The sequence below is a fragment of the Pedobacter alluvionis genome, from assembly GCF_003664035.1.
Lineage (GTDB): Bacteria > Bacteroidota > Bacteroidia > Sphingobacteriales > Sphingobacteriaceae > Pedobacter > Pedobacter alluvionis.
This window is the reverse complement of the sequence record NZ_RCCK01000013.1, coordinates 291,655-316,496: the sequence shown is the minus strand read 5'-3', so window position 1 is coordinate 316,496 and position 24,842 is coordinate 291,655. Positions and strand designations below refer to the sequence as shown.

Sequence of the window (24,842 nt, the reverse complement as noted above, 5' to 3'; positions counted from 1 at the left end):
AATTCAAAGATGTCTGATCTTATACATCTCGGCTGAAGACATTTCGAATTTATAAAAAACATTAAAATTTACCAGCCCCTTAAACAGAGAATATGTTTATCCTAGACAACCTTCAGTATTAATAAAATATGAGCTATACCGATCAAGAATTAATTGCTTTGTTACTAGATGAGAACGGGATACATCGACTTCCAAGACTTGAGTTTATCGAGTTGATGAGAAAGAAGCCATATGATAAAGTTGTAGGCAAAAGAATAATTTTCATCGACTTAAAATATTGGATTAGTTTCCGAATGGCATTGGAAGATGATATAAAAATGAAACTAGAACAAAAGATTCTATACAAAAGTATCTATGAAAATCTATTAGAATTAGTAATCAAAATGAAAGTTGTTTGTGTCACCTCTGACTCAATTTTAACCGAAGTAGAAAAAATGCCATTGGATAGGAAATTGGGGACTGCAAAAATAATGGATAGTTTGCATGTGGCAGTTGTGTTAAACGGTCTTAACGCATGTACATTTGAATATATTAACATTGATCTAATTACGGCTGGTAAGGAACCTATTGATCAATACCATTTAAGTTCAGTATTTGAGGCAAATAGATTTCTCGCAGCAGTTACATTAAAAAAAATGGAGAATGAGCCTGATTTATTATATAATATTATGTATGACTCCATGTCCGAAATGACGGTCCTGGAATATCTGAAAGAAACTAACGGGGATTTTTATGACTCTTCTGAAAAGTTCGCTGAACTGGTCAATGATACCAAATTAAAAGATACAGCCAAACACAGTTATGAGGCACTTCTTGTCCAAGGACTGGTTTCTCAAACTGAATCATTAAAAAAACTCATTAATTATACCCCAATTAGTAAAGTAAATCCCTTAGAAAACTTACCTCTCTATATATATTCTGCACCTTTTCTCTACCTTCATTCGGCTATTCTCGCTGCCATCAATATCGAAAAGGCTAGAAAGGTACAAAAGAATGACTTTTACGATCTTTCGCATTCCTGCATAGGCGTAGGTTATTCCGACTATTTTTTTACTGAGAAAAAATTTCATCATCTTTTAAAAACAAAACCAATCGATTGTACAGCACATTACAAATGCAAATTATATTCGGACCCCTTTGAAATTTTGAATGTGGTAGTAAATCTAAACAGCCACATTTAGTTTATAATACTAAATTTATATTACCACTATAACACTGACTAGCCAATAAGTCGCCAGAATATAAAAGCTTTAATGTCGTAATTTGGCAGATATGATCTAGCCGGTGGTTTCAATTCAATTTTCTAAATTAAATATCGAACTTAGGTTTAATAAAGGGAATTAACCAATAACAGCTTTAAGATGCGATGCAAAAAGAGATAAAAACAGCAATTGATATTGATAAACTACGGATTGAGGTTTTAAAAATTCTAGAACCTATAAACCAATCAGATGGGAATACTTCGGCAAAAAAAGATTTCCTGTTTTCTGCGGAAAGAAGTGAGGCAGGGGCAAAATTACCCCAGTATTATCTTGTCTATTTTTTATTTGCAGAACTCCTAAAATTTAAAAATCTTGGTAATTTTGAAAAAATTGCATGGAGTTTTCCAATTGATTACAAGGGTAAGGCATTCCTAGTAGAATACAGGAAATTTGGCCTAGGGATTTTCGTACAAGATATAAAAGAAGACGAGATAGCAGCTAGGGAGATCACTGGTTTGATAAATAGAGCAGTAACCAAAGCTAAACCTTTCTATGATCTGCTGGCTGAAAACGCTGTGAAATCTTCTAAACTCAACATAACAAACAGGAGTGCTGAGCTTTATTACAGGTATGAATACTTGGTGAAACTCTATAATGAGCAAGCTGCTGAATTAATTAGGGCTAAGGGCGCATTCGATCCCAAGGCTAGTGTTATATCTAAAGCCCTTTATGACGGTATTCACAGTGCCGAAAGTCATAGCTTTCAACAACAGAAAAACTGGCTGGCCATTTCAGCAATAGAAGCTTTTTTTAGTTGGACCGAGCACATTTTTATCCACATTGCAATAATCAATGGAAATCTTAAAACGGGAGAAGAGGTTGCTCAGTTGAGTGGTGGTTACTGGAAAGACAAGTATATTAAGGCCATTAAATTGGGGGAACCAAAGGCAGACAAGTTTTATAATGAGCTGCTGTTAATTAGGCAACAATTAAGAAATTTTGTTGCTCATGGGTCATTTGGAAAGGAAGGAAACGCATTCAGCTTTCATTCTAAAACTGGCGCAGTACCTGTTCTGTTAACTAATAAAAACGATAATCGCTATTCACTCACCGGAATGTTGAGCTTTGATGACGATAAGGTAGTTAAGTTCACAGAAGATTTTGTTCAATACTTGAAAACAGGTCAATGTGCCCCTGCATTTTATTATTTAATGGAATGTGGACTGCCAACGATTCTAACTTATGCGAATGATGGAACATATGCGAGATACTCTGAAGATTTGGAGCTCATGACCGAATTTACTTACCGGTTAATGGAGATGTTCGACAATGCTGCAAATATGGATTGGTGATAGCCGCTTTTCTTCAAATCTTAACTTTTCAAGAATAACTATATTGGGTTTTTAAATAGTCATTTTTACACCAAGAATGACTGAAAGTAATGAGTAGATATGAATTCAGGGAAAATATTTTCAGCATCGCAGCAAAAAGCAGTAGCTGAAAAAATATTAAATACAAAACAGTTTGATCATCAAATCGCTATTTATGCTGAGCATTATAGTCTAATTGGTACAAACCTCAAATTGTATCCTGGGGGAGACGATAAAACACTTGGACCAGCTTTTTTTTGCCGTTGTCAAAATTGTAATAAGCTTACTGGTTTTGAGCCAAAGTATAAATTATTTCAATCAATGCTTACCGCACAGATTTTAGAATTTAAAACAAAGCTAGATGACGCGGATACTTACTTAGATAAGCTTTACGTCTGGAACAGCAAATTAGATGGGGATTATATTCATGTTTTTTACTTAACCACAGGAGAGCTTTCTCTATCTTTGCAGCCGCAAGGAAGGGAAGAAACACAGGTTCATAATCATTATTATTATTCGCATTTTAAAGAACGTATACTGTTATCCAATAATAAAGAAAAACGAATAAAGGTTTTGGGAAGTGATTTTCTATCATTAAAGCATGATTTTTTAGAACGCTTTACAAATGCGTTAAGAAAGAAAAATATGCTGAAACAGGAAATAACTAATGTTGAAGCTGAAATGAATCAATCCCGGAATTATAGAGCTATTGAGATTTTCAATGATCTGATCAATGGTAAAAAAATAAATTTCGATGAAAGGCCTTTTGCTTTTGAGGATTTTTACGGTATAATTCCAGCTAATGAGACATTTTTGTATTTAGAATTCCTTGAGAACACAAGAACAAACAAACTAAAGAAGAACCCTATGGCTGAGCCAATTAAAGAAGAAAAACAAAAAAAAGATCAAGTTTTTGTAACCTATGCTTGGGCAGATGAGGCCGATAACGATAAGGTGCATTCCTTTACAAATTTTTTGAGAACTAAAGGTTTCCATGCATTTAATGATAAAATGAAGCTTCAGGAGCAAACGGCTCTGGATTTTTCAAAAATGATGTACCAGGAATTTTTTGATTCTCCGAAAGTTATCGTTGTTCTATCAAAAGAGTATAAAAAGAAGGCAGACGCTTTCGAGGGTGGAGTTGGCGTTGAATACAATCTCATTTTGAAGGAGCTTGAGAAATTCCCGACCAAATATATTTTCGTATGTTTTGATAAATTTAACGAAAACATCCTGCCTGCTGGTTTTGCGGGCCGATTTGTCTTATCTCTCACAGATGAAGGCAAAATGAACGATCTTTTTGCGAAATTACAGGATGTAAAAACGCTTGAGTTTTCACCTGTAGCATCTTCAAAGCCAGAAATTGTGAGTAAAAGAGTACTTGCATTTCAATTTGAAGCCGTTGATGTTACTAATTATGAAGGTGAAAAAGATTTTGATGCCCCTGTTTGGGATGTAAATGGGGTTGAAACCGACTTAAAAGAAATTTTAAGTAAAGGATCGTTACCAGAGCTAAAGGGGCTGATACAGTCAAATAGCTTTTTGTTTTACGACACATACGAAAGAAAGGCCACAGCAATGCCGATTTTTCATGATCTTGGTTTAAATGGGCATACTTGTGATTTCGTGTGGTTGAATGATTCATCGAGTGGTCCTGAATGGGTGTTGCTGAAATTGCTTTCTCCATCAACGAAGGTACTGAATGAGGACGCAAGGATAAATTTTGAAATAACATTGGCTGTTGAAGAAATAAAATCATGGGAGGAATATTTTACTGATAATCCAAATGAGGTTAAGAAAATCTTTGGTGCAGCAACAAAATTTAAATTTATTCTTGTTGTAGGCAGTGCTCAGGATTGGAAAGAAGGAGAAGCCAGCAGGTGGAGAATAAAAAATGAACAAGAATCCGGGGTTTTGATTAGAAGCATTAATTCTTTCGAAAAATCAGTTGACGCACTAAAAAGCCATCCAGATGCTCTTTACCGCTTCAATAACTATCCTACAACTTCGAATTCTGATCAGATTGAAAAATTCTGGAAAAATTATCCATATATGGATAAGTGGAGAATGTTGTAAATTAATAAGAAATGGACTGCATTTGTATCCCTTTTTCGTTTTAAGAATACGTTAATAACCAGTATTGTTGCTGCTCGTAATTAAATTTCAGGAATTATTCCCTGAAAGAAACGGAGTTACAGCTATGGCATATCTTTAAACCCATGTTTTGTTGCAGGTTATTTAATATATTTGAATTTTAACTGTTAACGCTCATGGAAATTCATTATTTATGGATAAGGAACTTTAGATCCTTAACGAAGGCTAGCGTGTGTCTATCCGCCAGGTTTATTATAAAATTAACTGAAGAGGAAAATCAATTTACGCTCACGATAGACAATAATCCACGTTTTATTAGAAATTTCTTCGAGAAAAGTAACATTGCAAATGTCACGGCTATTGTAGGTCAAAACGGAACTGGAAAATCAACCATTCTGGAATACATCAAGCATCATCTTCCATATGGAATCATAACAACGGTAAACGATGATATCATTGTCTACACGGAAGATGAAAATAATGGAGTGGTAAAAGTGCCAATGGGAATGTCCTTAAACTTGAAAGATAGTACGGGACTGTTTAAGAAAATCCCCTATGAGAACACTGATATTGACGCTGAAAGTATTACACTGGATAAATACCTTTCTGACATAGATTATATAAATTACTCATTTTTTCTGGATTTTAAATCTGAGCCCATGGGCTATTCGGGACTTTCCAATATATCTACTACCTCATTATTATCTGAGCATAGAACTGCGGAAAATCAGACTTTCGATTTTGCTACGGACTTAGATATTTTTACTAAGAGCGAAATTAGTAAGGCCATACAACTTTTCGTTTCTCAGAAGGAGTATGATCTACCTTTTGATAGACCAGATGAACTCATCATTTTGATAAACGAAGACGAAATTAATTATTTCAATGTGGATGAAAAAGTCAGCCGGGATAAAAAATTCCCGCGTTCCGTTGCTCTTTTTTTTAATGAGATTACGGAATTTAATAATGATTATGAACCTCGGGAACGTGTAGTTAATCTTTTTTATATCGCCGCTCTTGCAAATTTTTTATACACCGAGCATACCTATGCAAAAAATCTAAATAACATAGGCAAGTTCTCAATTATCGGTAGAGATGTTCTTGAGAACATACAGCGATTCATAAACGATTACCTAGAGCAACAGAATTTTCATGGAGAAAATCATCCATCTAAAGGAATCGCCGATAAAAAATCTAAATTACTAAGCCTTCTTGCAAGTTTACAGCCTCTTTTAGATGAAGGAAAAATAGAACTAAAGCAGGAACCAGGAAAAGATCTTCATCTTGTATTTCCCTTAAACAGTGAACTTGAAAAAGACTTCCGTTCCTTTATGAATCTCTATCTTGTTTCAAAAGGATTTACAAGCTATCTTGACTTTTCGTGGCGAGGCCTAAGTACCGGCCAACAATCCTGGCTATCTTTTCTTGCCAGGATCAATCATGTCCTTTTTCATCGGACGGGCAGCGAGTTAAAGAAAAATATTGTCATCCTTATTGATGAAGGTGATGCAGGCTATCATCCTGAATGGCAAAGAAAGTATTTTAAACATACTCTCGATTTTATCAGCAGTATTTTTGAAGGCTTCACGGTGCAATTGATTATGACCACAAACACGCCATTTCTCACTTCTGACCTCCCTACATCCCATATTGTTTTCATTAAACGCAGTGAGCAAAACGGAATTGAAATATTGGGAGAGGATGACTATCTAGACAATACATTTGGAGCAAATATCCATGAATTATTTATCAAAAGTTTTTATCTTAATGGGGTAGTTATGGGTGATTTTGCCAAGACTAAAATTCAAAAGATTATTGACTACCTTAACGATAAAGATACTGTTGAGCCCCTGGATGATTATTTTAAAACAATTGAATTAATTGGAGAGCCTTTATTAAAACGTAAGCTTCAGGAAATGTGGGCCAAGAAATTTTCTGATGCTGAAGAAGAACGCATTTTGCGTGTGCGACTTGCAGAAATTGAAGAAAAAAGAAAAAGGAAAAATAGCGATGATTAAGATACCTCATACGCTTGAACATCTTGATAGTCTAGCACAGCAGCATTATTTATATTTTCATAAGGAGTCGTCTATAAGGGAAGTAATCGATGATCATATCGATGGTCCTATGGCTCCGCTTCTAAACTATGTATGGGTAAACTTAGAGAAAATAATAGCTGGAAGACCAGATGTACTTGAATCCATGATTCCTGCCCTTGATCAGCATATAGTGGAAAGTAAACAGAATTACCGCAATTTAACCCCCGGAATCATTGAAGCAGATGTTACAACCTGGTTCAATGATATAATCTTTTCCATTTTCAATTATGATCATAATGCAACAAGCTTTACAAAACGGTATGAAAAACGCTTGGCATATGGTCTTGCCCGAACGCTCAATATAACTACCTGTCCATATTGCAATGGGCAATTTACGGTGACTTTTGATGTTGAAGATGGAAAATCACGCCCACAGTTTGACCACTTTCTGTATAAATCAAGGTATCCCTATTTTGCAATTTCGTTTTATAACCTAATTCCGTCCTGTTATGTATGCAATGCCAGCGTAAAAGGATCAACAGTTTTCTCCATCAAGACCCATCTACATCCCTATCTGGAAGGAATGGAGGGTGCATATAAATTTGAAACGAAGATTTCTTCAGTTGATTTTCTGGTAAATAAAAAGGAATTTGATTTACATCTAGTTGCTAGAGAGCATGCTAATCCTGACCACCTCACTCGCTCGGAAGGAAGCATTGAGGCATTTGCAATAATAGATAGGTACCAATTTCATAAGGATTATGCCAGTGACATTATCAAAAAAGCACATTTATACACCCATACCACTATAAAAAGTATCATCGATGGATTCAACTGGGAAGATAACCCGGTATTCAGTTCACCTGAAGATGGGCTCGAAACTCTTATGGGCAATTTTTTAACTGAAGAGGGCTTGCACAAGAGAATTTTCTCAAAACTCTCAAAAGATGTAGCAGAAGAGTTTAGTGTTCAGGTTAACAATATATAAGGAGATATTCAATATACCCGAGCCTAGTTCGTCGACCAGACCAAGTTGCATAAAAAATTTTGAGATTGTAGGCTTTTCTGCAAAAGGTGAAAATCTTTTGGGAAAAATCGCTCCAGGCAGGATAAGCGCACATAAACTGCCCATGGGCAAGCTTTAAAAGGCATCATCCTGTTCTTCTTCTTCAGAATCCAATATCATGGGAAGTTGGTTTGAAAGCGCCGAAGCGATTTCAATTTTTAGTTCTTCCGTATAATCATCCTCGTAAATAATTGAAGTGATAATATCATGTAGAACTTCCTGATTGATGAAATTGGCGGCAACATATACTGCGTAATTTTCAATTTCCCTAATGAAATGGCTAACACAATGACCCAGGCCATTTATTTCTAAAAAATAACTTGTAAGAACGATCGCAGATCGCTTATTTCCGTCAGTAAAAGAATGGTTTTTTATTATAGAATAGCATAAAAAAGCTGCTTTATCTTCAATTTCTGGATAATAAAGGTCATTTGTCATGTGCTCTAATACACTTTCCACCAATCCTAAATCTTTATATCCGTGCCTGCCACCAGACTTATCAATTATGAAATCGTGTTCCCTTACGGCATGATTCACGTCAAAATATAATAACTGCATTATCTATCTTTTAAGCGAACAAACACATCCATATTTTCACTCAAACGCTCCTCCAGGGATTTGCTTTTCTCTCCAAGAAACTTATCAAAGTCCTCTTGGCTGACTGAAGAAATATATTCTTTAAGCTGTTCGTGCAATGCATCTCTAAATGCCATGTCCCTACTTGCCATTAAGCTTCGGGCCTTTTCTCTTAATGGATCGTAGATATCACTAGTAATTTCTTCAAACGTTTTAAATAATACATTTGCTTCTGACAACCTGATTTTCTTACCCACCTTTTCACTTTCCTTTTTCAAAAAACTAGCAAATCCATTTTCATAGCTCGCAATAAGATCTAAGACCTCAGAATACATTGTATCACGAACATTATCCTTTGCCTTTAATTTTAGCACTTGCTTATAATTCTTTGCATTTTCTTTAAAAATACTTACATATATTTTATCTGTTAGTTGTGAATACTTAAACTTATTCTCAGTTTCAACATAGAGATCAATAGCATTAGTGAAGTTCTGCCTGTAATTAACCTCTCTTATTGCCGAGGAGATATATTGGTCTTCTCTCTGGTTGATGAACTTCGTTGTTCCCCCTAATTTCTTGTTAAGGACATCAATAACTATATCCAATAACATTGACCTTAATTCCTTCGCCTGTTCTGAACCTGTTAACAACATACCTATATTCAGGAATCCCCGAAATGTAAATACTGTTAAGCTTGTTGCTCTTGTTCCAACTATCTCGTTATTACTATCTTGTTCGAACTGACCGACATCAATGTCGGTCAGTTGTGCTACTATATCTTTAAATTGTCTTAGTCTAACACCTACCAATACTTCTGTTCCACTAGCATGTAACTCATCCTGATATGTGTCCTGAAGCCTCTCAATTGTTCTTAGATCTACATCAAAATATTTTGCTATTTGCTGCTTGGTGTAACGATATCTCTTCTCAAACATGATACCATCTATTCCGAGTTGAGAATAAACCTCTTTAAGAGCAAGATTATTATTAAGTATATTTTTTCGTTCTACAAGAGAACTGGTAAGATCTTTCATTTCTAATTCTTGATGATCAAATATAAAATTACTATTTATTTATCAGTGAAATGCAAATCTATCTAAAGAGCTTCATAACTTTCATATCACCAGTATCATCTTCCTTCTTATCTCGGTCTAATAGTTTCTCCTGTAATGCAGACATCTCAGTACTAACTTTAGTATCGATCACCTTCGCATAATGTTGGGTTGTTTTCAGGCTATTGTGCCCAAGCATTTGTGATACCGTTTCAATCGGAACACCATTTGAAAGCGTAATAGTGGTTGCAAAAGTGTGCCTGGCAAGATGATAGGTAAGTACCTTAGTGATGGTACAAAGATCTGCGATCTCTTTGAGGTACCCATTCATCCTCTGGTTGGTTAGCACTGGCAACGCCACTTTTCTCCATCTGCATATCCTGTGATTTTTATATCTGTCAAGAATTATTTTCGCCTCATCCAACAAGGGGATGTGACAGGGAGTTTCCGTTTTCTGCCGTTTGATGAATATCCATAAATTACCGTCATCACCTCTGGTAATCTGATCCAAGCGAAGCTGCTTCACATCTATATAAGAAAGGCCGGTGTAGCAACTGAAAATAAAAATGTCACGAACGATGTTTAAGCGCTCAAGTGGAAATTCCCTGTTTTTGATCCTATCCAACTCTTCCATATTTAGAAAAGTCCTTGCCTTAGCTTTAGCCGTATTTCGATAATTTAAAAATGGATTCCCGACTATCCACCCGGCACCCAGGCAATACAGCATGATTTTTTTCAGGTGAACAATATATTTCCGGGCAGACATTGCATTATTTCCTCGATCTATCCTAAGAAATAGCTCATAATCGGTGATAAATTTAAAATCCACCTTTTTGATGTTAATGTCCTGAACCTCATATTTGAGCTGAAGAAATTGTTTAACGTGCCTGATGGAGCTTTGATAGGTTTGAAACGTACTATAACTGTATCCCTTACCGATCAGTTTTTCCATATTGTCATTGTGCTTCTGATAAACCCTCAGCAGGCTATGGTTAGACGTATTCTTTCCGGTAAGATGATCCCGTAAGATCACCGCTGTCACCTCATCTTCCTTTTCAACAAGAGTGGTATGAAACCGTCGAACTTTTGAGGCCAGCGTGTCCAGATAATCATTAAGTTCCCGGATCTCCTCGCGCAGGCCAGTTCCTTTTCCTTTAAGCGCAGACCAGAAGCTGGGAATAATTTCTCTGCCAACAGAATATTCCGAATGTTTTCCTTTCACGGTAATCCGTAAATAGATGGGCATCATCTCGCCCTTGATAAAATTTTTTGGTCTTTTCAGGTAGAATAAAAGATGAAAATTGTAACTCATAATGATACATTTAAAATTAAACAAATGTACATTTGAGCCAGTGAGTCATCAAGATGTTCGTCAGTCGAACGAGCTGTAAATCAATATCTTACAAAATAATCCAGCACCCGAACATTTCGGAATAATTCCGGTTTTGATATTTCAATCAATCTACTGACTTACAGTGTTTTACAAAAAATCATCAGTTTTCGACTCACCAAAATTAACCATTCAGAATGGTCGAAAACGAGTCTTAATGTGTTATAAAAACCAAAACAAAGCCTTGAAAATCAACGATTTGTGCGGCAATGTTCTGGTTTGAATCTAAGGAAGTGGTCCCGACGAGAATCGAACTCATATCTAAAGTTTAGGAAACTTCTATTCTATCCGTTGAACTACGGGACCATTTGTTGCGCAAATATAACAAAAGTTTTCTCGCAAGAGAATTCATTTTAACAAGCTTATTACTGTATGTGAATAAGCAATAAAAAAGCCATTTGAAATTAATCAAATGACTTTATATTTTTAATTACGGCAGGCAAACACTATCTAATTACACTACCTTCCTGGAACTTTTCTACAGGTGCCACAAAAGAGAGTTTGCCTTCGGCATTTTCGGCCATCAGGATCATTCCCTGCGATAGAATTCCTTTGATTTCGCGTGGAGCAAGATTTACGATCATACTTACCTGTTTCCCCACTATATCTTCAGGTTTATAATATTCGGCAATGCCAGAAACCACGGTTCTTTCATCAATGCCTGTATTTACCGTTAGCTTTAACAGCTTTTTGGTTTTCTCTACCTTTTCGGCAGCAACAATGGTGGCTACACGGATATCCATTGCCGAGAAATCGTCAAACTGGATATTCTCTTTTGCCGGAACAGCAACAACATTATTAGCAGCATTACTGGCTTTGCTTTGATTCAATTTCTCGATTTGGAAGTCGATTTCTGCATCTTCAATTTTATCAAATAAGAGCACAGCTTCTCCAATATCGTGACCACGTTTTAACAGGCTAACTGTACCAGCATCATCCCAGTCATGACCGCCATTTTTGAGCATCTTCATTAACTTTTCTGCTGTAAATGGTAAGAAAGGTTCAATCAGGATCTGGATATTAGCAGCAATTTGAAGCGCAATGTGTAAGATGGTTCTTACCCGGTCTTCGTCAGTTTTAATGAGTTTCCAGGGCTCGGTTTCGGCCAGGTACTTATTTCCTAAACGGGCAACATTCATTACTTCAGATAGCGCTTCTCTAAAACGGTAGTTTTCGATAGAAGCTGAGATTTTTGCCGGGTAACCTGCCAATTCATCAATAACAGCCTGATCTACTTCGGTAATCTCCATACAGGTTGGTACCGAACCACTAAAATATTTATGCGTAAGCACCATAACCCGGTTTACGAAATTCCCGAGTATGGCTACCAGTTCATTGTTGTTTCTTGCCTGAAAATCTCTCCAGGTAAAATCGTTGTCTTTAGTCTCAGGAGCTGTTGCAGTTAATACATAACGCAATACATCTTGTTTCCCTTCAAACTCTCTTAAATATTCGTTTAACCAAACTGCCCAATTTTTAGAAGTCGATATTTTTTGTCCTTCCAGGTTTAAGAATTCGTTTGCAGGCACATTATCGGCCAAAGTATATTCGCCATGCGCCATTAACATTGCTGGGAAAATAATGCAGTGGAAAACGATGTTATCTTTACCGATAAAGTGAACCAACTTGGTTTCGTCGCTTTTCCAGTATTCTTCCCAACCACATTTATCATTCTCGTAACTGCTGATGTAATATTCTTCTGCTTTAGGGTTCCACACGTCGAGTTTTGCATAATTACAAAGCTCTTTGGTTGCAGAAATATATCCAATAGGCGCATCAAACCACACATAAAGCACTTTACCTTCAGCATCGCGAAGCGGAACACGAACGCCCCAATCTAAATCACGTGTCATTGCTCTTGGCTGCAAACCTGCATTTAACCAGCTTTGGCATTGGCCGTATACATTCGGGCGCCATTCTTTGTGGCTTTCGATATAGGTACGTAAACGGTCTTCGTATTTATCAAGCGGTAAAAACCAGTTTTTGGTTTCTTTTAAAATTGGTTTATCGCCTGATAGGGTAGATTTTGGATTGATTAGATCGGTAGCATTAAGTGTAGAACCGCAATTTTCGCACTGATCGCCATAAGCATTTTCGTTACCGCATTTAGGACAGGTACCTGTAATGTAACGATCGGCTAAAAATTGTTTTGCTGTAGCATCGTAATATTGTTCGGTAATTTCTTCTGTAAACACCCCTTTTTCATAAAGTGTTTCAAAGAAATCAGCAGCAGTTTGGTGATGCGTAAGCGATGAAGTGCGGTGATAGATATCGAAAGATACGCCAAACTCTTTAAAAGAATCGCCAATAATTTTATGGTACTTATCTACCACTTCCTGTGGCGTAATTCCTTCTCTTTTGGCTTTTAAAGTAATGGGTACGCCATTTTCATCAGAACCACAGATGAATTTTACATCACGTTTATTTGACCTTAAATAACGTGCATAAATATCTGCAGGGATGTAAACACCTGCCAGGTGCCCAATATGAACTGGCCCATTGGTATATGGAAGCGCTGCAGTTACGGTATATCTTTTTATTTTACTATTATCCAAAACAATTTTTATTAATTTGGCAAAGATAAGTGTTTTGAAGATGATTAAGCAGCCCCCGTATTTAAAAAAAGGAGATAAGATTGCCCTGGTATGTCCGGCAAAGAAATTACCCAAACGTATAGACCATGCCATAGCGTTATTGGAAAGCTGGGGTTTGGAGGTTATTATTGGCGAAAGTGTGTACGCCAGCCATCACCAGTTTGCAGGAACCGATGCTTTAAGAACTAAAGACATTCAGCGCTTTTTAGATGATCCATCTGTAAAAGCCATTATTTCGGGCCGTGGCGGTTATGGCACCATCCGGATTATTGATGACCTGGACTTTACAGCGTTTAACAAGAATCCTAAATGGTTTGTAGGCTTCAGCGATATTACGGTTCTACTATCGCACCTGATTGCGCAATGCAATACCCAATGCATGCACGCACAAATGCCTTATACTTTTGAGGAATCAACTGAAGAAGCGTTAATTTCTCTGCATAAGGCTTTATTCGGCCAAAAACAGTCCTACGAATTTGAGAGTACATTTAAAAACAGGGCAGGAGAGGCAACAGGAATTTTGATTGGCGGAAATTTAACTTTATTGGCCATGTTACAGGGTTCGGTATCAGAGATGGACTTCCAAGGTAAAATTCTTTTTATAGAGGATGTGGGAGAACATGAATATAGCATTGACCGCATGTTCCGCATGTTAAAGCGGGCAGGTAAACTCAGCCATTTAAAAGGATTAGTTGTTGGTGCTTTTAATGAAATTGAAGATGAAAAGATCTCTTTCGGACAAACTGCCGATGAGGTAATTTGGGATATTGTTGAGGAATATGATTTCCCTGTTTGCTTTAATTTCCCAACGGGGCATATTAATAATAACCTCAGTATGGTTTTAGGTACTGAGGTGAATTTAAAAATAGAAACAAATAACGTTCAATTTAAATATTTATAAGATGGCTATTTTAGACAATTTAGGAAAATACCGCAATACAGGCTTGTTGCTGATCCGTATTGGTTTAGGTGTAATGTTTATTATTCATGGTTTCCCGAAACTTGCAGGCGGGCCAGACGGCTGGACAGGTTTAGGAGGAAGTATGAAAGTAATTGGTATAAACTTTTTACCTGTATTTTGGGGTTTTATGGCCGCCGTTTCCGAAACCTTTGGTGGTTTCCTTTTGATTGTGGGATTGTTTTTCCGTCCGGCATTAATCTTATTAATCTTTACGATGATTATCGCCGCACTGGTTCATTTTGGCAAAGGCGATGGCTTACAAGGCGCCAGCCACGCAATTGAATTGGGCATTGTATTTTTCGGGTTGATTTTTATTGGTCCGGGGAAATATAGTGTAGATAAGAAGTAGGTGCTTTAAAGCGGAAAATGCCCTGAAGCGATTGCTTTAGGGCATTTTATTTATAATCTGTTATATAATTACTGTCTGGTATCCCAGAATACTCTCACATTTAAACCTGGCTTTTGCTTAGCATTTGGATTTAAATCTATTTCAGATTGAGGGTAATATAAAGATCTAGGCACATAAGGTACAACTGCATTGGCTGGTGGAGCAATTGCAGGATAACCTGTTCTTCTCCAATCTGTCCATGATTCCACTATTACACCATAGCTTGCAATATATTTCTCGGTAATAATTTGAGATAGCTGTTGATCAGTTGTACCAATCAATGTTCCGTTTGCAGCTAAATAAGTTGCAATATTTGCCGTAGATACACCAGCATCTGTCATAGAAGCAGTTATACCGGCAGTAAAGAAAGTTTGAGCAACACCAGGGGAATTGAACCTAAGTGCAGCTTCTGCTCTGATAAAATTATATTCTGCAAATGTTAACATCCTGATTGGCGCATCACCGGTATAGGCATTATTAGCAAAACCCCTTAAGTATGCATGTAACTTAGAATAATTTTGAGATGCAGCATCACCGCTGATTGCACCTTTATACAAACCAGATCCTGCCGGAAATTGTGTAAAGTAAAACGGACGTCTTGGATCAAGCTTATTATTCATCAACGTCACAATCTTATCGTTAGCCACTAAATAACCTGCACGGGCTGTTTCATGTTGATCAATAGGGTTCCTTGAAGCTGCTTGGTTAACAAAAGCCATTTGAAAATTATCCGCATTACTTGCAAACAATGGCACTCCAGAGTTAATCAATTGATCTATCTGAGCTTTAGCAAATGCTGCATTTTTTTCACTATAATGTAAATAAATTCTAAGTTTAAGCGTGTTTGCAAGTTTGATCCAGTTTGCTTTTGTTGTTGAAAAGGCCCCGGGATATATCGTGCTGTTTGTGCCTGGCGATTTATTAGAGGTTGTTGCACTCACCTCTGCAATTCCTTGGTCTAACAGCTTGATGAGCTCTGTATAAATCGATTCAGCACTATCATATTTTGGTTGTGTATTTTCAGTTAATTTTTGTGTTTCAGAGAATGGAACATCACCCCAAACATCGACCGTAATCTGATAAGCATATGCCTTTATAATTTTGGCTACTCCTGAATAGTGAGGATTCCCCGTTTCATTCGCATTTTTGATGATGTTTTCTGCGTCATTTAAAATCGTTGCATACATAGAAGACCAGGCGTTATTCTCATCAGAGCCCTGAATTAAATATTTCTCATAAAGCTGTGTATTATTTTGTGTACCGCTACTTTGTCCAGAAAACTGCTGCATGATCAATGATGTATACCTATTCACGTCACTTCCAGCATAAAAACCCATGTTTACGGTTAGGGAAGATAACTGCTGTTCGATAGGGGCGGTTAGTACGGCATCAGGATCAGAGTTGATATCGAAGAATTTTTTACATGAGCTTGTTGTCAGAATGCCTATAGTTAAAAAGGCAATTATGACACTATATTTAAATTTTTTCATAAATTTTACTATTTAAAATTATAATACAATTTTAAGATTTACGCCAAAAGTTCTGGTACTTGGCAATGAATTAAATTCAAGACCTTGAGCATTACTGATGCCAAGTGCATTTTGTTCTGGGTCGAAGTGAGGATAATTTTTAGCTTTTAAATATAAGTTACGTCCAAAAACACCCAATTCGATACTTTTAAATATATTTTTACCTATTAAACCTGATGGTAAACGATAGCTTAATGAAGCTTCACGCAGTCTAAACCAAGAGGTATCATAAATATATCCTTCTGCAGCTACATATTTACCTGTATTACCATAATAATCTTGTGCTCTTACATTAATGGTATTGGGCTTACCCGCATTTGCTCCCGAGGCATAAACACCTTCAAAAAGATAAGGTTTAGTTTGAGTTACACCATCTGCTTCGAAACGTGGGAATTCGCCTGTTTCTGCGGCAACACCATTACGCTGCACATCGGCAATGTTTCTTGAATACTGGTCCCCACCTTTACGAATATCTAACAATGTGAAAAGTGAAAAACTTTTATAGGTAAAGGTATTGCTAATCCCCATTGTATATTTAGGGTTCGGATTACCAATTTTAACTACATCTGCACTCGCAAGGGGCAAACCAGTTGTTGGGCTTATCAAAAGTTTACCTTCCGCATTCCTTTGGTAAGCTGAACCATAAATCTGGCCGTATTCATCGCCAGCTACAAGTCTGATATTTGGAGTAGTAAATCCTCCTAAAGTTATAACGGTAACGCCAGGAGCAAGTTCTTCTACAATTGATTTATACTTGGTATAATTTACACTAACATCCCATGAAAAATCTGCCGTTTTTAATGGAGTACCACCAATCAAAAGTTCAAAACCCTTTGTAGAGAGCTTCCCTGCATTTTTAACTACAGAAGTTATCCCTGAAGTAGCAGAATAAGGGACAGAAAGGATTACGCTTCTGGTGTTTCTGATATAATAAGTTGCATCTACGGTTAACCTGTTTCTAAAAAAACCTAACTCTGTACCAAATGAAATCTCCCTGGTGAATTCTGGAGTGATATCTGGATTTCCAGCGCCATCATTCAAGGTAAATCCAGCTAAACCATTATAAGGAAAGTTAATTATTGCACCCGTTCCATCACTTGCTGCAGATTTATCATAATACGTTTCTGTACTGTAAGCTGATGCTCCTTTTCCTACTTCTCCAATACTGGCACGCAGTTTAATTAAATTCACGTAACGCTCACTTTTAAGTTCTGGGAAAGCATCCGTTGCTACAAAACTTAAAGCCGCTGCCGGATAAAAAATTGACCGGTTTGCTTGCGTCAAAGTTGAAGAATAATCGTTTCTTGCTTTTACATTTAGTGATAAGTAACCTTTATAATCAGCTACAAAATCTGCAAAAACACCCATCAAACGTGTTTTACTTGATCCAAATACAGGATTATATGTCAATGCATTTTTAAGATTATTGAAGTGCGGAACAACCAGGGTATAGCCTGTTACCTGTGCGTTACCTATGTAGTTCTGATTGATTTCATTACCAATGGTACCGCTTAAATTGAAATTTCCAAACGTTTTATTTGCATTCACCGTAAAATAAGATGAAACATTACGTACGTTGTTAACCTGATCTACAATTCCTCCTACTAATCTAGAGTTAGCTCCGGCGAAACCTCCGCCTCTGTTTCCAATTTCATCAAATCCTTTACTTTTTAGGTTAAAGAAATCCGATCCTACTTTTAGATCTGCATTTAACCAATCCGTAAACTTATATTTGGCATTAACATTTCCTAAAACACGGTTAACCTCATCATTATATTTATTGTATTTGATTGACCAATAAGGATTGTCTTCTCCACCAAACCATAACTGATTTCCGTTAGCGTCCTCAAAAGGAAGATCGGTCAGATTATATGATCTTGGTGTAAAATAAGCCCTGAATAAAGGGTTCGATAACTGGTTTCCCTGTAGTGTTCTAATTGAAGATGTATTGGTATACGTAATGGATGCTCCAACTGTTAATTTACTGGTTACATCAGTAGTACCGCTGAAAGTTAAATTGTTCCTCTTCAACTTATTATTATCCAATAAATAGGTTTCTGTGGAGTTTCCATAAGCAATTCTAAAAGTGGACTTTTCCGTTCCTCCACTAAAACTTAAATTGTTCTGTAAATTATAAGATTGTTTGAAGATATCCTTAACATTATCTGGGTATGCCTGCAGAATTTCTTTTTGGCCCAATGAATTTGTAATGGTTTGCCCTACAATTTTTGGCCCCCAGGAGGTAGATACACCACTACCCAAAACAGTAGCATTTCCAATATTGGCCTGCGTTAAGAGACCATTATTTCCCTGCGCGTACTCATTCTGATATTCAGGAAGTCTGTTTATATTACCAATAGCATAATTCGTTGAAAAAGTGATCGTTCCTTTTTCTCCTTTTTTACCTTTTTTAGTGGTGATTAAGATTACACCAGAAGCACCCCTGGAACCATAAATAGACGTTGCAGCAGCATCTTTCAGTACAACAACGTTTTCTACATCTTCAGGGTTAATATCAATTGCCCTGTTAGATAATGATGGGCCGGTTTGCAGAGGTGTATTACCACCACTGTTATCAATAGGCACACCATCAACAACATATAGTGGTTGGTTGCTTCCGGTAAAAGTAGTCATACCACGTATAATAACACTAGCTCCGGTAAACGCACCACCAGAACCTTGAACCCTTACGCCGGGTACTTTTGCTGAAAACTGATTAGTAATATTAGTTGCCTTTGATGCGGTTAATACATCTGCGTCTATTTTGGTTGTAGAGTAGCCCAGGCTTTTCTTATCTCTCTGTACTCCAAAAGAAGTTACTACAACTTCATTTAAACTTTTGGCGTCACTCTCTAAGGTTACATTAATTGAATTGGATGAACCGATGTTTCTGCTCTGACTTAAAAATCCAATAGAAGAAAATTCTAAAGCTGTAGCTTGTTGAGAGATTTTAACAGAATATTTTCCGTCTGCGCCTGTAGTAGTTCCGCCAGAAGCGCCTTTAATTTTAACACTTACACCAGGAAGCGGCATTCCGTCTTCCTTACCCGTAACTGTTCCAGTGATTGTTCGATCTTGCGCTATTGCTGAGGTGGCAATAAACAGCAATATGAACAAACTTTGTAGAAGTTTTTTCATAAAAAAAGTTTAGTTTAGTTAATAATCTTCCCTAAGATATAACTTAGTATTGTGTAATGCAAATTTTACAATTATAATTTCCTAACTCTTTGATATTCAACAAAAAACCTCAATTAGCACAAATAAAAAAGGGATTACAATTAATTTGCAATCCCTTTTTTATAGTTTAAATCCTGTTAGAAAGTATTAACCAACGGATTGGTATTTAACTCACCAATGGGAATTGGGAAAGTATATCTTTGATCCGTAACAGGAATAGAAGCTCCGGCACCAAAAGATGGAAGTGGCGCTGCTTTCCTGGCTAAATCATTGTATCTGAATCCTTCAGCAAGCAACTCAATTCTTCTTTCTTTAAGAATTGCTGCTTCCAGAGCTGCAGGTGTTGTCAATGCACCGTAAATATATGTTGCATCAGAACGTGTACGAACCGCTTGCAATAATGCTTTAGAACGAACCAGATTACCTCCTGGGGCTAACGCTTCAGCTTCAGCTACGTTTAACAAAATTTCTGCATATCTGATTATCGGCACAAAATCAGTAAATGGAGACACTGCACCATACTTGATAGGATATGAATGGGCCACGCCAGAAATGGTTGCATCTTGTGTTAAAGCAGATTTTCTCGCATCTGTAGCTGGCCATGCAGGATCTACATAAATTCCAGCACCTGTTTTGTTTAATGAAAACTCCAGGTTTCCGTTTCCGGCCCAGCTGTAATAATAACCTAATTGATTCTGTGTTCCCGGGGCGTTTGTATCTGCCATTGGGAAAGAGAAAATAGACTCTGAGGTGGTAAAAGGTGCAGCAAAAACGTTTACAACATTTGCCTGCAATGCATGGGCAGTTCTGGCAGAATTGGTAAATGGCGCCGTCGCCGGAACCAATTTATTACCTTCCTCCAAAACCTTTGCATAATTTCCCATAGCTAAATATACGCGGGTTTTTAAAGCAATCGCTGTATTTTTGTGTGCACGGGTTGTACGCAGCAAAGCAGTTCCATAAGTATCTGGCAAACCTCCTTCCGCCTCATCAAGATCCTTTAGAATTTGAGCATATATTGCAGCAACCGTGCTACTTTTCAATGCGTTATTTGCCAAAGATGTTTCGGGGGTTAAACGCAATGGCAAACCTCTTGATGCTCCTGCATCAGAAACATAAGGCTTGGCAAAAATCTGAATCAATGCAAAATAATTTAATGCCCTGATAAATTTAGCTTCGCCAGCATAATTTGCATTTAATGCAGGCGTTAAAACTGTACTATTCTTAGCTAATCCATCTAAAAAAAGGTTTGCTCTGTTAATCGTTAAGTATGCTTGCGAAAAGAAGCTGGCAACATAAGTATTGGTCGAGTTATTTGTACCCTGATAAACATCATAACCCGTTACACTATTACCCGTTCTGTTAACAAATTCTTCAGCCCTGATATCATTATAGATCAGATATCTTCCGCCAAATAAGGAACCATTTTTTGAAGAAGAATAAAGTCCGTTGATTTGGCCTAAAACTCTGGTAGGGTTAGCAAAGGCATCCTGATCTGGTAAAGTAAGTTCAGGCACTTTTTCCAGGAATTCTTTTTTACAAGAAGAAATAGACCCAACTAGTGGAATTGCAAGAATAGCAGCTGTAGCTACCTTCAATTTATATGTTTTTATATGAAATAATTTCATGAATCTTATTTATTAATATTACAAACCTAAACTAATACCAAATGTAAATGATCTGCCCTGAGGGATAGAGTTACGCTCTACTCCACTAGCCAGGTTACTGTTACCATTGGTCGAGATTTCCGGGTCTACACCAGTATAGTTCGTGATCAAAAAAGCATTGTTTACTGATGCGTAAACCCTAATGTTGTTAATTCCTGATTTACCAAAAACAGTTTTTGGAATTCTGTAACCAAAAGTTGCTGCCTGAAGACGTAAGAAATCACCCTTCTCCACATTCGCGTCAATTGCAAACGAAGAACCGTTTGAAACGTTATCACCATATACCACTCTTGGAATATTAGTTTGAGTATTTGTTGGCGTCCATGCATTTAAAATCTCTGTTGAGTTATTCCATACTCGTTGATCTAACAAACCGGCACGAGAACCATTATAGATATAGTTTCCACCTGAGAAAGTAAACATCAGGTTTAAATCGAAGTTACCATAATTGAATGTGTTATTAAAACCGCCATACCATTTAGGCAATGTTCCGCCTATAACCTGTGCATCACCCGCTGGAGAAGGAGCTGGTGTTCCGTCAAGATAGGTCCATGCATTAGCCCCGCCAAAATGTTGGTACTGAACTTCACGGCCTGCAGCATTGATATAAATTCTTCTACCATTTGCAGGATTTACCCCGTTTGTTTTTACCGCGTAAATACTACCAATTGATTCACCTACTTTAGTAACACTTGCAGATTCTAAACCACCAGTTGTACCAATAATCTGAGAAACGTTAGGATCTAAAGCTGTTACCTCATTTTTAATGGTAGTAAAGTTTAAGTTGGCTGTCCATGAGAATTTATCTGTTTTAACAGGTGTACCACCTAATGCAAACTCAAAACCTTTGTTATACATCGAGCCTACATTTGCAAGGATGGTCCCTTGAGGATCATTAGGAATGCCTTTAGATAAGGCCTGAGGCACGTTTAACAATAAATTGTTAATATCCTTTTTAAAGTAATCAGCTTCGAAAGTTAATCTATTATTAAATAAGGCTAAGTTTAAACCAAAATCTAACTGGTTACTGGTTTCCCATTTCAGCTCTTTATTACCTGCCTGTCCAAAAATCCATGCGAAAGGAGTTACGCCATAAAGACCTGGGCTATAAGTAGTATATTCGCTATAAGCAGGAACATTTGCATTACCAACTCTACCATAACTCGCTCTTACCCTTAACAAATTAACTGTTTTACCTAGTGATGAGTTTTTAAAGAATCCTTCTTCTGAGATTGTCCATCCTACTGATCCACCACCAAAGTTCCCCCATTTGTTTTCTGATGAAAGTGCGGAATTACCATCTCTTCTAAAGTTAGCACTTAAGTAATATTTACCCTTATAGTTATAGCTGGCACTGGCTAAATAAGCCTGAAATGCAATTTCATTAATGCTATTACCTCCTGGTACATTTGTGGTGAAAGTTCCCTGAAACTGGTTGAAGAAAGTTGGATCACCTAATCCCTGACGGATGGCGCCCCAGTTTACCGTTCTTGTATTCTGTACATCATTGCCAACTGTTAAGCTTAAATTATGTACACCGTTGAATGTTTTTAAATATTGTAATGTATTAATCCAGTTCCAGTTATTTCTTCTGGCCGTATTGTTATAAGCGTAGCCATTAAAAGAGTATCCATCACCTTGAAGTGGGTTCCAGAATTGAAGATTTTCTGTATTGGCTCTTTCCCAAGAGAAATTAGACCTAAAATTTAATCCGTCGATAATCTTGAAATCCGCACCAAGGTTAGTTAAAAACCTGTTGTTTTCTGAGCTATTTAAATCCTTATCAACCAATACCGTTGGGTGCGCCCATGTACTGGTAATTAAGTTTGCTGCGTTACCTACGTTATTAGCTGAAATATTATAACTACCATTAGCATTGTAAACAGGAACATTAGGCGCAATAGCAATTGCAATACGACCCAATCCTGATGAGTTAAATGCCGCACCTGGTGCTGATCCGCTATTAGGTGCACGATTGATACTGTTATTATAATTTACATTCATGCTTAAACTTAACCAGTCTGTAGCTTTATGCGTTGCATTTATACGGGCAGAATATCTCTTAAAACTATTGTTTTTAAGGAAACCATCCTGGTCCGAAATCCCACCTGATAAATAATAAGTTGTTCTTGCGGTACCACCACTTAGAGTTACGTTATGATTTTGAGATTGAGCTGTTCTGTAAACCTCATCATACCATTTGGTATCGACAATGGAACCGTCTGCATTATAACTTGGAAAGAAACTCTTGTTATTTGCATCACGCTGCGATGCAGGTACTGCATTTGGATTTAAAACCAAGGCATTTGCAATTGCAGTATTTTTACTATCGATGTATTGCTGAGCATTTAAAAGTTCTGGCAAACGCACAGCATTGTTAACACCATACCATCCATCATATGTAATTTTAGCATCACCTGTTTTACCTTTTTTGGTTGTAATTACCAAAACACCAGCTGCTGCCCTTGATCCATAAAGTGCGGTTGAAGCCGCATCTTTCAAGATATCGATGGTTTCAATATCGGCAGGATTGATATCACCAAGCGGGTTATTGGTTGCAGAGTTTGCTGAAGCATCAGTAGTTGGAAAAGGAATCCCATCAACCACTACCAATGGAAACGAGCTAAGTGAAATCGAACTCACGCCCCTTACACGAATAACAGGAGGATTATTTAACAAACCATTTGGCTGAATAATGCTAACACCGGCAGCCTGCCCCGTTAAGCCCTGCACAAAACTTTGTACAGGCTTATCTTTCAAATCTTCACCCTTAACACTAGATGCAGATCCAGTGAAATCTTTCTTTTTGGTAACGCCATAACCAGTAACCACAACGTCCGTTAAGGTTTTCGAATCGCTCTCTAAAGCGATATTAATTGTTGATCCTCCACCAATTGATCTTGATTGAGTAACATAACCAATATAAGAGAATTCTAAAACTGATGCCCTTGAAGTTACACGAACCGTGTATTTACCATCGGCTCCGGTTGTAGTTCCACCAGAAGCGCCTTTAATTTTAACACTTACACCAGGAAGCGGCATTCCGTCTTCCTTACCCGTAACTGTTCCGGTGATTGTTCGATCTTGCGCTATTGCTGAGGTGGCAATAAACAGCAATATGAACAAACTTTGTAGAAGTTTTTTCATAAAAAAAGTTTAGTTTAGTTAATAATAATACAATATAGGATTTAGTATTTTGTAATTCAAATTCTACAATAAAAAATAATATTTTTTATTCCATATAATTAAATCGAGCTAAACAAACTGATTATTTAGAAAACAATGCGTAATCCTTCCATGTACACCCTACATGCAACTAATGTGGTTCTCAAAAGCTGCATTTTTAGTTTGATATTTACCTGGAACTGATTTTATGGGCATTTAGCGCCCATTATTATTCTCATGTTGTTACTGCTCCGGTGCAATAACAGTATAGAAATAATAATCTCTACACGAGTTTTCATAAAAGTTGATCTAGTTTCGGTTAATAACGCAATATAGCATTTAGAAAAACGACATGCAAATCCAAAAAGCCCAAAAAAAATTATTGATTTAACCAAAACTAAGCAAAAAGTAAGTTTTTTGGATTCCCATACACAATAAACTGTTATGGTCATTACCAATAAATGAAAAAATTCATCCAAAAAGATACAATTAGATTAAAATAGAATTAAAACATTATTTAACCAAGGGTAAATCTTAAAAATTAACTTTAAATAAAAAATCATCTGCCGCAG

At 36.9% G+C, this 24,842-nt stretch carries 15 protein-coding genes and 1 tRNA gene; 7 read left to right on the top strand and 9 right to left on the bottom strand.

Going from position 1 to position 24,842, the window contains the following annotated elements:
- The first annotated feature begins 128 nt into the window (after positions 1–128).
- The 5 genes from BCL90_RS18135 (at position 129) to BCL90_RS18115 (ending at position 7,693) form a co-directional block, all read left to right on the top strand.
- Positions 129–1,181, top strand: a complete 1,053-nt coding sequence (locus BCL90_RS18135; protein ID WP_121285522.1) for a hypothetical protein — start codon at positions 129–131, stop codon at positions 1,179–1,181.
- A 185-nt stretch (positions 1,182–1,366) separates the two neighbouring features.
- On the top strand, positions 1,367–2,554 hold the full coding sequence (locus BCL90_RS18130; protein ID WP_121285520.1) for a hypothetical protein: 1,188 nt from the start codon (positions 1,367–1,369) through the stop codon (positions 2,552–2,554).
- A gap of 99 nt (positions 2,555–2,653) precedes the next feature.
- The gene (locus tag BCL90_RS18125; RefSeq protein ID WP_121285518.1) at positions 2,654–4,648 is read left to right on the top strand and encodes an SEFIR domain-containing protein; all 1,995 of its coding nucleotides are present in this window, start codon (positions 2,654–2,656) and stop codon (positions 4,646–4,648) included.
- 194 nt (positions 4,649–4,842) lie between these two features.
- Positions 4,843–6,684: an AAA family ATPase gene (locus BCL90_RS18120; RefSeq protein ID WP_121285516.1), complete on the top strand. Its 1,842-nt coding sequence runs from the start codon at positions 4,843–4,845 to the stop codon at positions 6,682–6,684.
- Entirely contained in the window at positions 6,647–7,693 is a 1,047-nt protein-coding gene (locus BCL90_RS18115; protein WP_121285514.1) for a hypothetical protein, read from the top strand. The genes BCL90_RS18120 and BCL90_RS18115 overlap by 38 nt, the downstream gene beginning before the upstream one ends.
- Before the next feature lie 153 nt (positions 7,694–7,846).
- Here BCL90_RS18115 and BCL90_RS18110 read toward each other — a convergent pair whose 3' ends face one another.
- The 5 genes from BCL90_RS18110 to metG form a co-directional block, all read right to left on the bottom strand.
- Complete coding sequence (locus BCL90_RS18110) at positions 7,847–8,329, bottom strand: type II toxin-antitoxin system death-on-curing family toxin (RefSeq protein WP_121285512.1); 483 nt, start codon at positions 8,327–8,329, stop codon at positions 7,847–7,849.
- Positions 8,329–9,381 carry a DNA-binding protein gene (locus BCL90_RS18105; RefSeq protein WP_121285510.1) on the bottom strand — a complete coding sequence of 351 codons (1,053 nt, stop codon included), beginning with the start codon at positions 9,379–9,381 and terminating at the stop codon, positions 8,329–8,331. The genes BCL90_RS18110 and BCL90_RS18105 overlap by 1 nt, the downstream gene beginning before the upstream one ends.
- A gap of 58 nt (positions 9,382–9,439) precedes the next feature.
- Positions 9,440–10,711, bottom strand: coding sequence for a site-specific integrase (locus BCL90_RS18100; protein ID WP_121285508.1), 1,272 nt, complete (start codon positions 10,709–10,711; stop codon positions 9,440–9,442).
- A 312-nt stretch (positions 10,712–11,023) separates the two neighbouring features.
- Positions 11,024–11,095, bottom strand: a tRNA-Arg gene (locus tag BCL90_RS18095).
- A 140-nt stretch (positions 11,096–11,235) separates the two neighbouring features.
- Entirely contained in the window at positions 11,236–13,344 is a 2,109-nt protein-coding gene (gene metG / locus BCL90_RS18090; protein ID WP_121285506.1) for a methionine--tRNA ligase, read from the bottom strand.
- A gap of 40 nt (positions 13,345–13,384) precedes the next feature.
- Here metG and BCL90_RS18085 point away from each other — a divergent pair, with 40 nt between their 5' ends.
- Positions 13,385–14,284: a S66 peptidase family protein gene (locus tag BCL90_RS18085; protein WP_121285504.1), complete on the top strand. Its 900-nt coding sequence runs from the start codon at positions 13,385–13,387 to the stop codon at positions 14,282–14,284.
- A gap of 1 nt (position 14,285) precedes the next feature.
- Complete coding sequence (locus BCL90_RS18080) at positions 14,286–14,693, top strand: DoxX family protein (protein WP_121285502.1); 408 nt, start codon at positions 14,286–14,288, stop codon at positions 14,691–14,693.
- Positions 14,694–14,761: 68 nt separating this feature from the next.
- On the opposite strand, the gene BCL90_RS18075 is transcribed toward BCL90_RS18080, so the two are convergent.
- The 4 genes from BCL90_RS18075 to BCL90_RS18060 all read right to left on the bottom strand — a co-directional run bounded on the left by BCL90_RS18075 (position 14,762) and on the right by BCL90_RS18060 (position 24,252).
- A complete protein-coding gene (locus BCL90_RS18075; protein WP_121285500.1) occupies positions 14,762–16,222 on the bottom strand; it encodes a SusD/RagB family nutrient-binding outer membrane lipoprotein in 1,461 nt (486 codons plus the stop codon).
- A gap of 18 nt (positions 16,223–16,240) precedes the next feature.
- On the bottom strand, positions 16,241–19,399 hold the full coding sequence (locus tag BCL90_RS18070) for a SusC/RagA family TonB-linked outer membrane protein (protein ID WP_121285498.1): 3,159 nt from the start codon (positions 19,397–19,399) through the stop codon (positions 16,241–16,243).
- Between the two features lie 176 nt (positions 19,400–19,575).
- Positions 19,576–21,066, bottom strand: a complete 1,491-nt coding sequence (locus BCL90_RS18065) for a RagB/SusD family nutrient uptake outer membrane protein (protein WP_121285496.1) — start codon at positions 21,064–21,066, stop codon at positions 19,576–19,578.
- Between the two features lie 18 nt (positions 21,067–21,084).
- A complete protein-coding gene (locus BCL90_RS18060; protein ID WP_121285494.1) occupies positions 21,085–24,252 on the bottom strand; it encodes a SusC/RagA family TonB-linked outer membrane protein in 3,168 nt (1,055 codons plus the stop codon).
- Positions 24,253–24,842 lie beyond the last annotated feature (590 nt).

Coding starts and splice junctions, on each gene's coding strand:
- BCL90_RS18120 (WP_121285516.1), top strand. CDS start 4,843: ATGGAAATTCATTATTTATGGATAAGGAACTTTAGATCCTTAACGAAG.
- BCL90_RS18070 (WP_121285498.1), bottom strand. CDS start 19,399: ATGAAAAAACTTCTACAAAGTTTGTTCATATTGCTGTTTATTGCCACC.
- BCL90_RS18065 (WP_121285496.1), bottom strand. CDS start 21,066: ATGAAATTATTTCATATAAAAACATATAAATTGAAGGTAGCTACAGCT.
- BCL90_RS18130 (WP_121285520.1), top strand. CDS start 1,367: ATGCAAAAAGAGATAAAAACAGCAATTGATATTGATAAACTACGGATT.
- BCL90_RS18075 (WP_121285500.1), bottom strand. CDS start 16,222: ATGAAAAAATTTAAATATAGTGTCATAATTGCCTTTTTAACTATAGGC.
- BCL90_RS18060 (WP_121285494.1), bottom strand. CDS start 24,252: ATGAAAAAACTTCTACAAAGTTTGTTCATATTGCTGTTTATTGCCACC.
- BCL90_RS18110 (WP_121285512.1), bottom strand. CDS start 8,329: ATGCAGTTATTATATTTTGACGTGAATCATGCCGTAAGGGAACACGAT.
- BCL90_RS18080 (WP_121285502.1), top strand. CDS start 14,286: ATGGCTATTTTAGACAATTTAGGAAAATACCGCAATACAGGCTTGTTG.
- BCL90_RS18135 (WP_121285522.1), top strand. CDS start 129: ATGAGCTATACCGATCAAGAATTAATTGCTTTGTTACTAGATGAGAAC.
- BCL90_RS18125 (WP_121285518.1), top strand. CDS start 2,654: ATGAATTCAGGGAAAATATTTTCAGCATCGCAGCAAAAAGCAGTAGCT.
- BCL90_RS18100 (WP_121285508.1), bottom strand. CDS start 10,711: ATGAGTTACAATTTTCATCTTTTATTCTACCTGAAAAGACCAAAAAAT.
- BCL90_RS18105 (WP_121285510.1), bottom strand. CDS start 9,381: ATGAAAGATCTTACCAGTTCTCTTGTAGAACGAAAAAATATACTTAAT.
- BCL90_RS18085 (WP_121285504.1), top strand. CDS start 13,385: ATGATTAAGCAGCCCCCGTATTTAAAAAAAGGAGATAAGATTGCCCTG.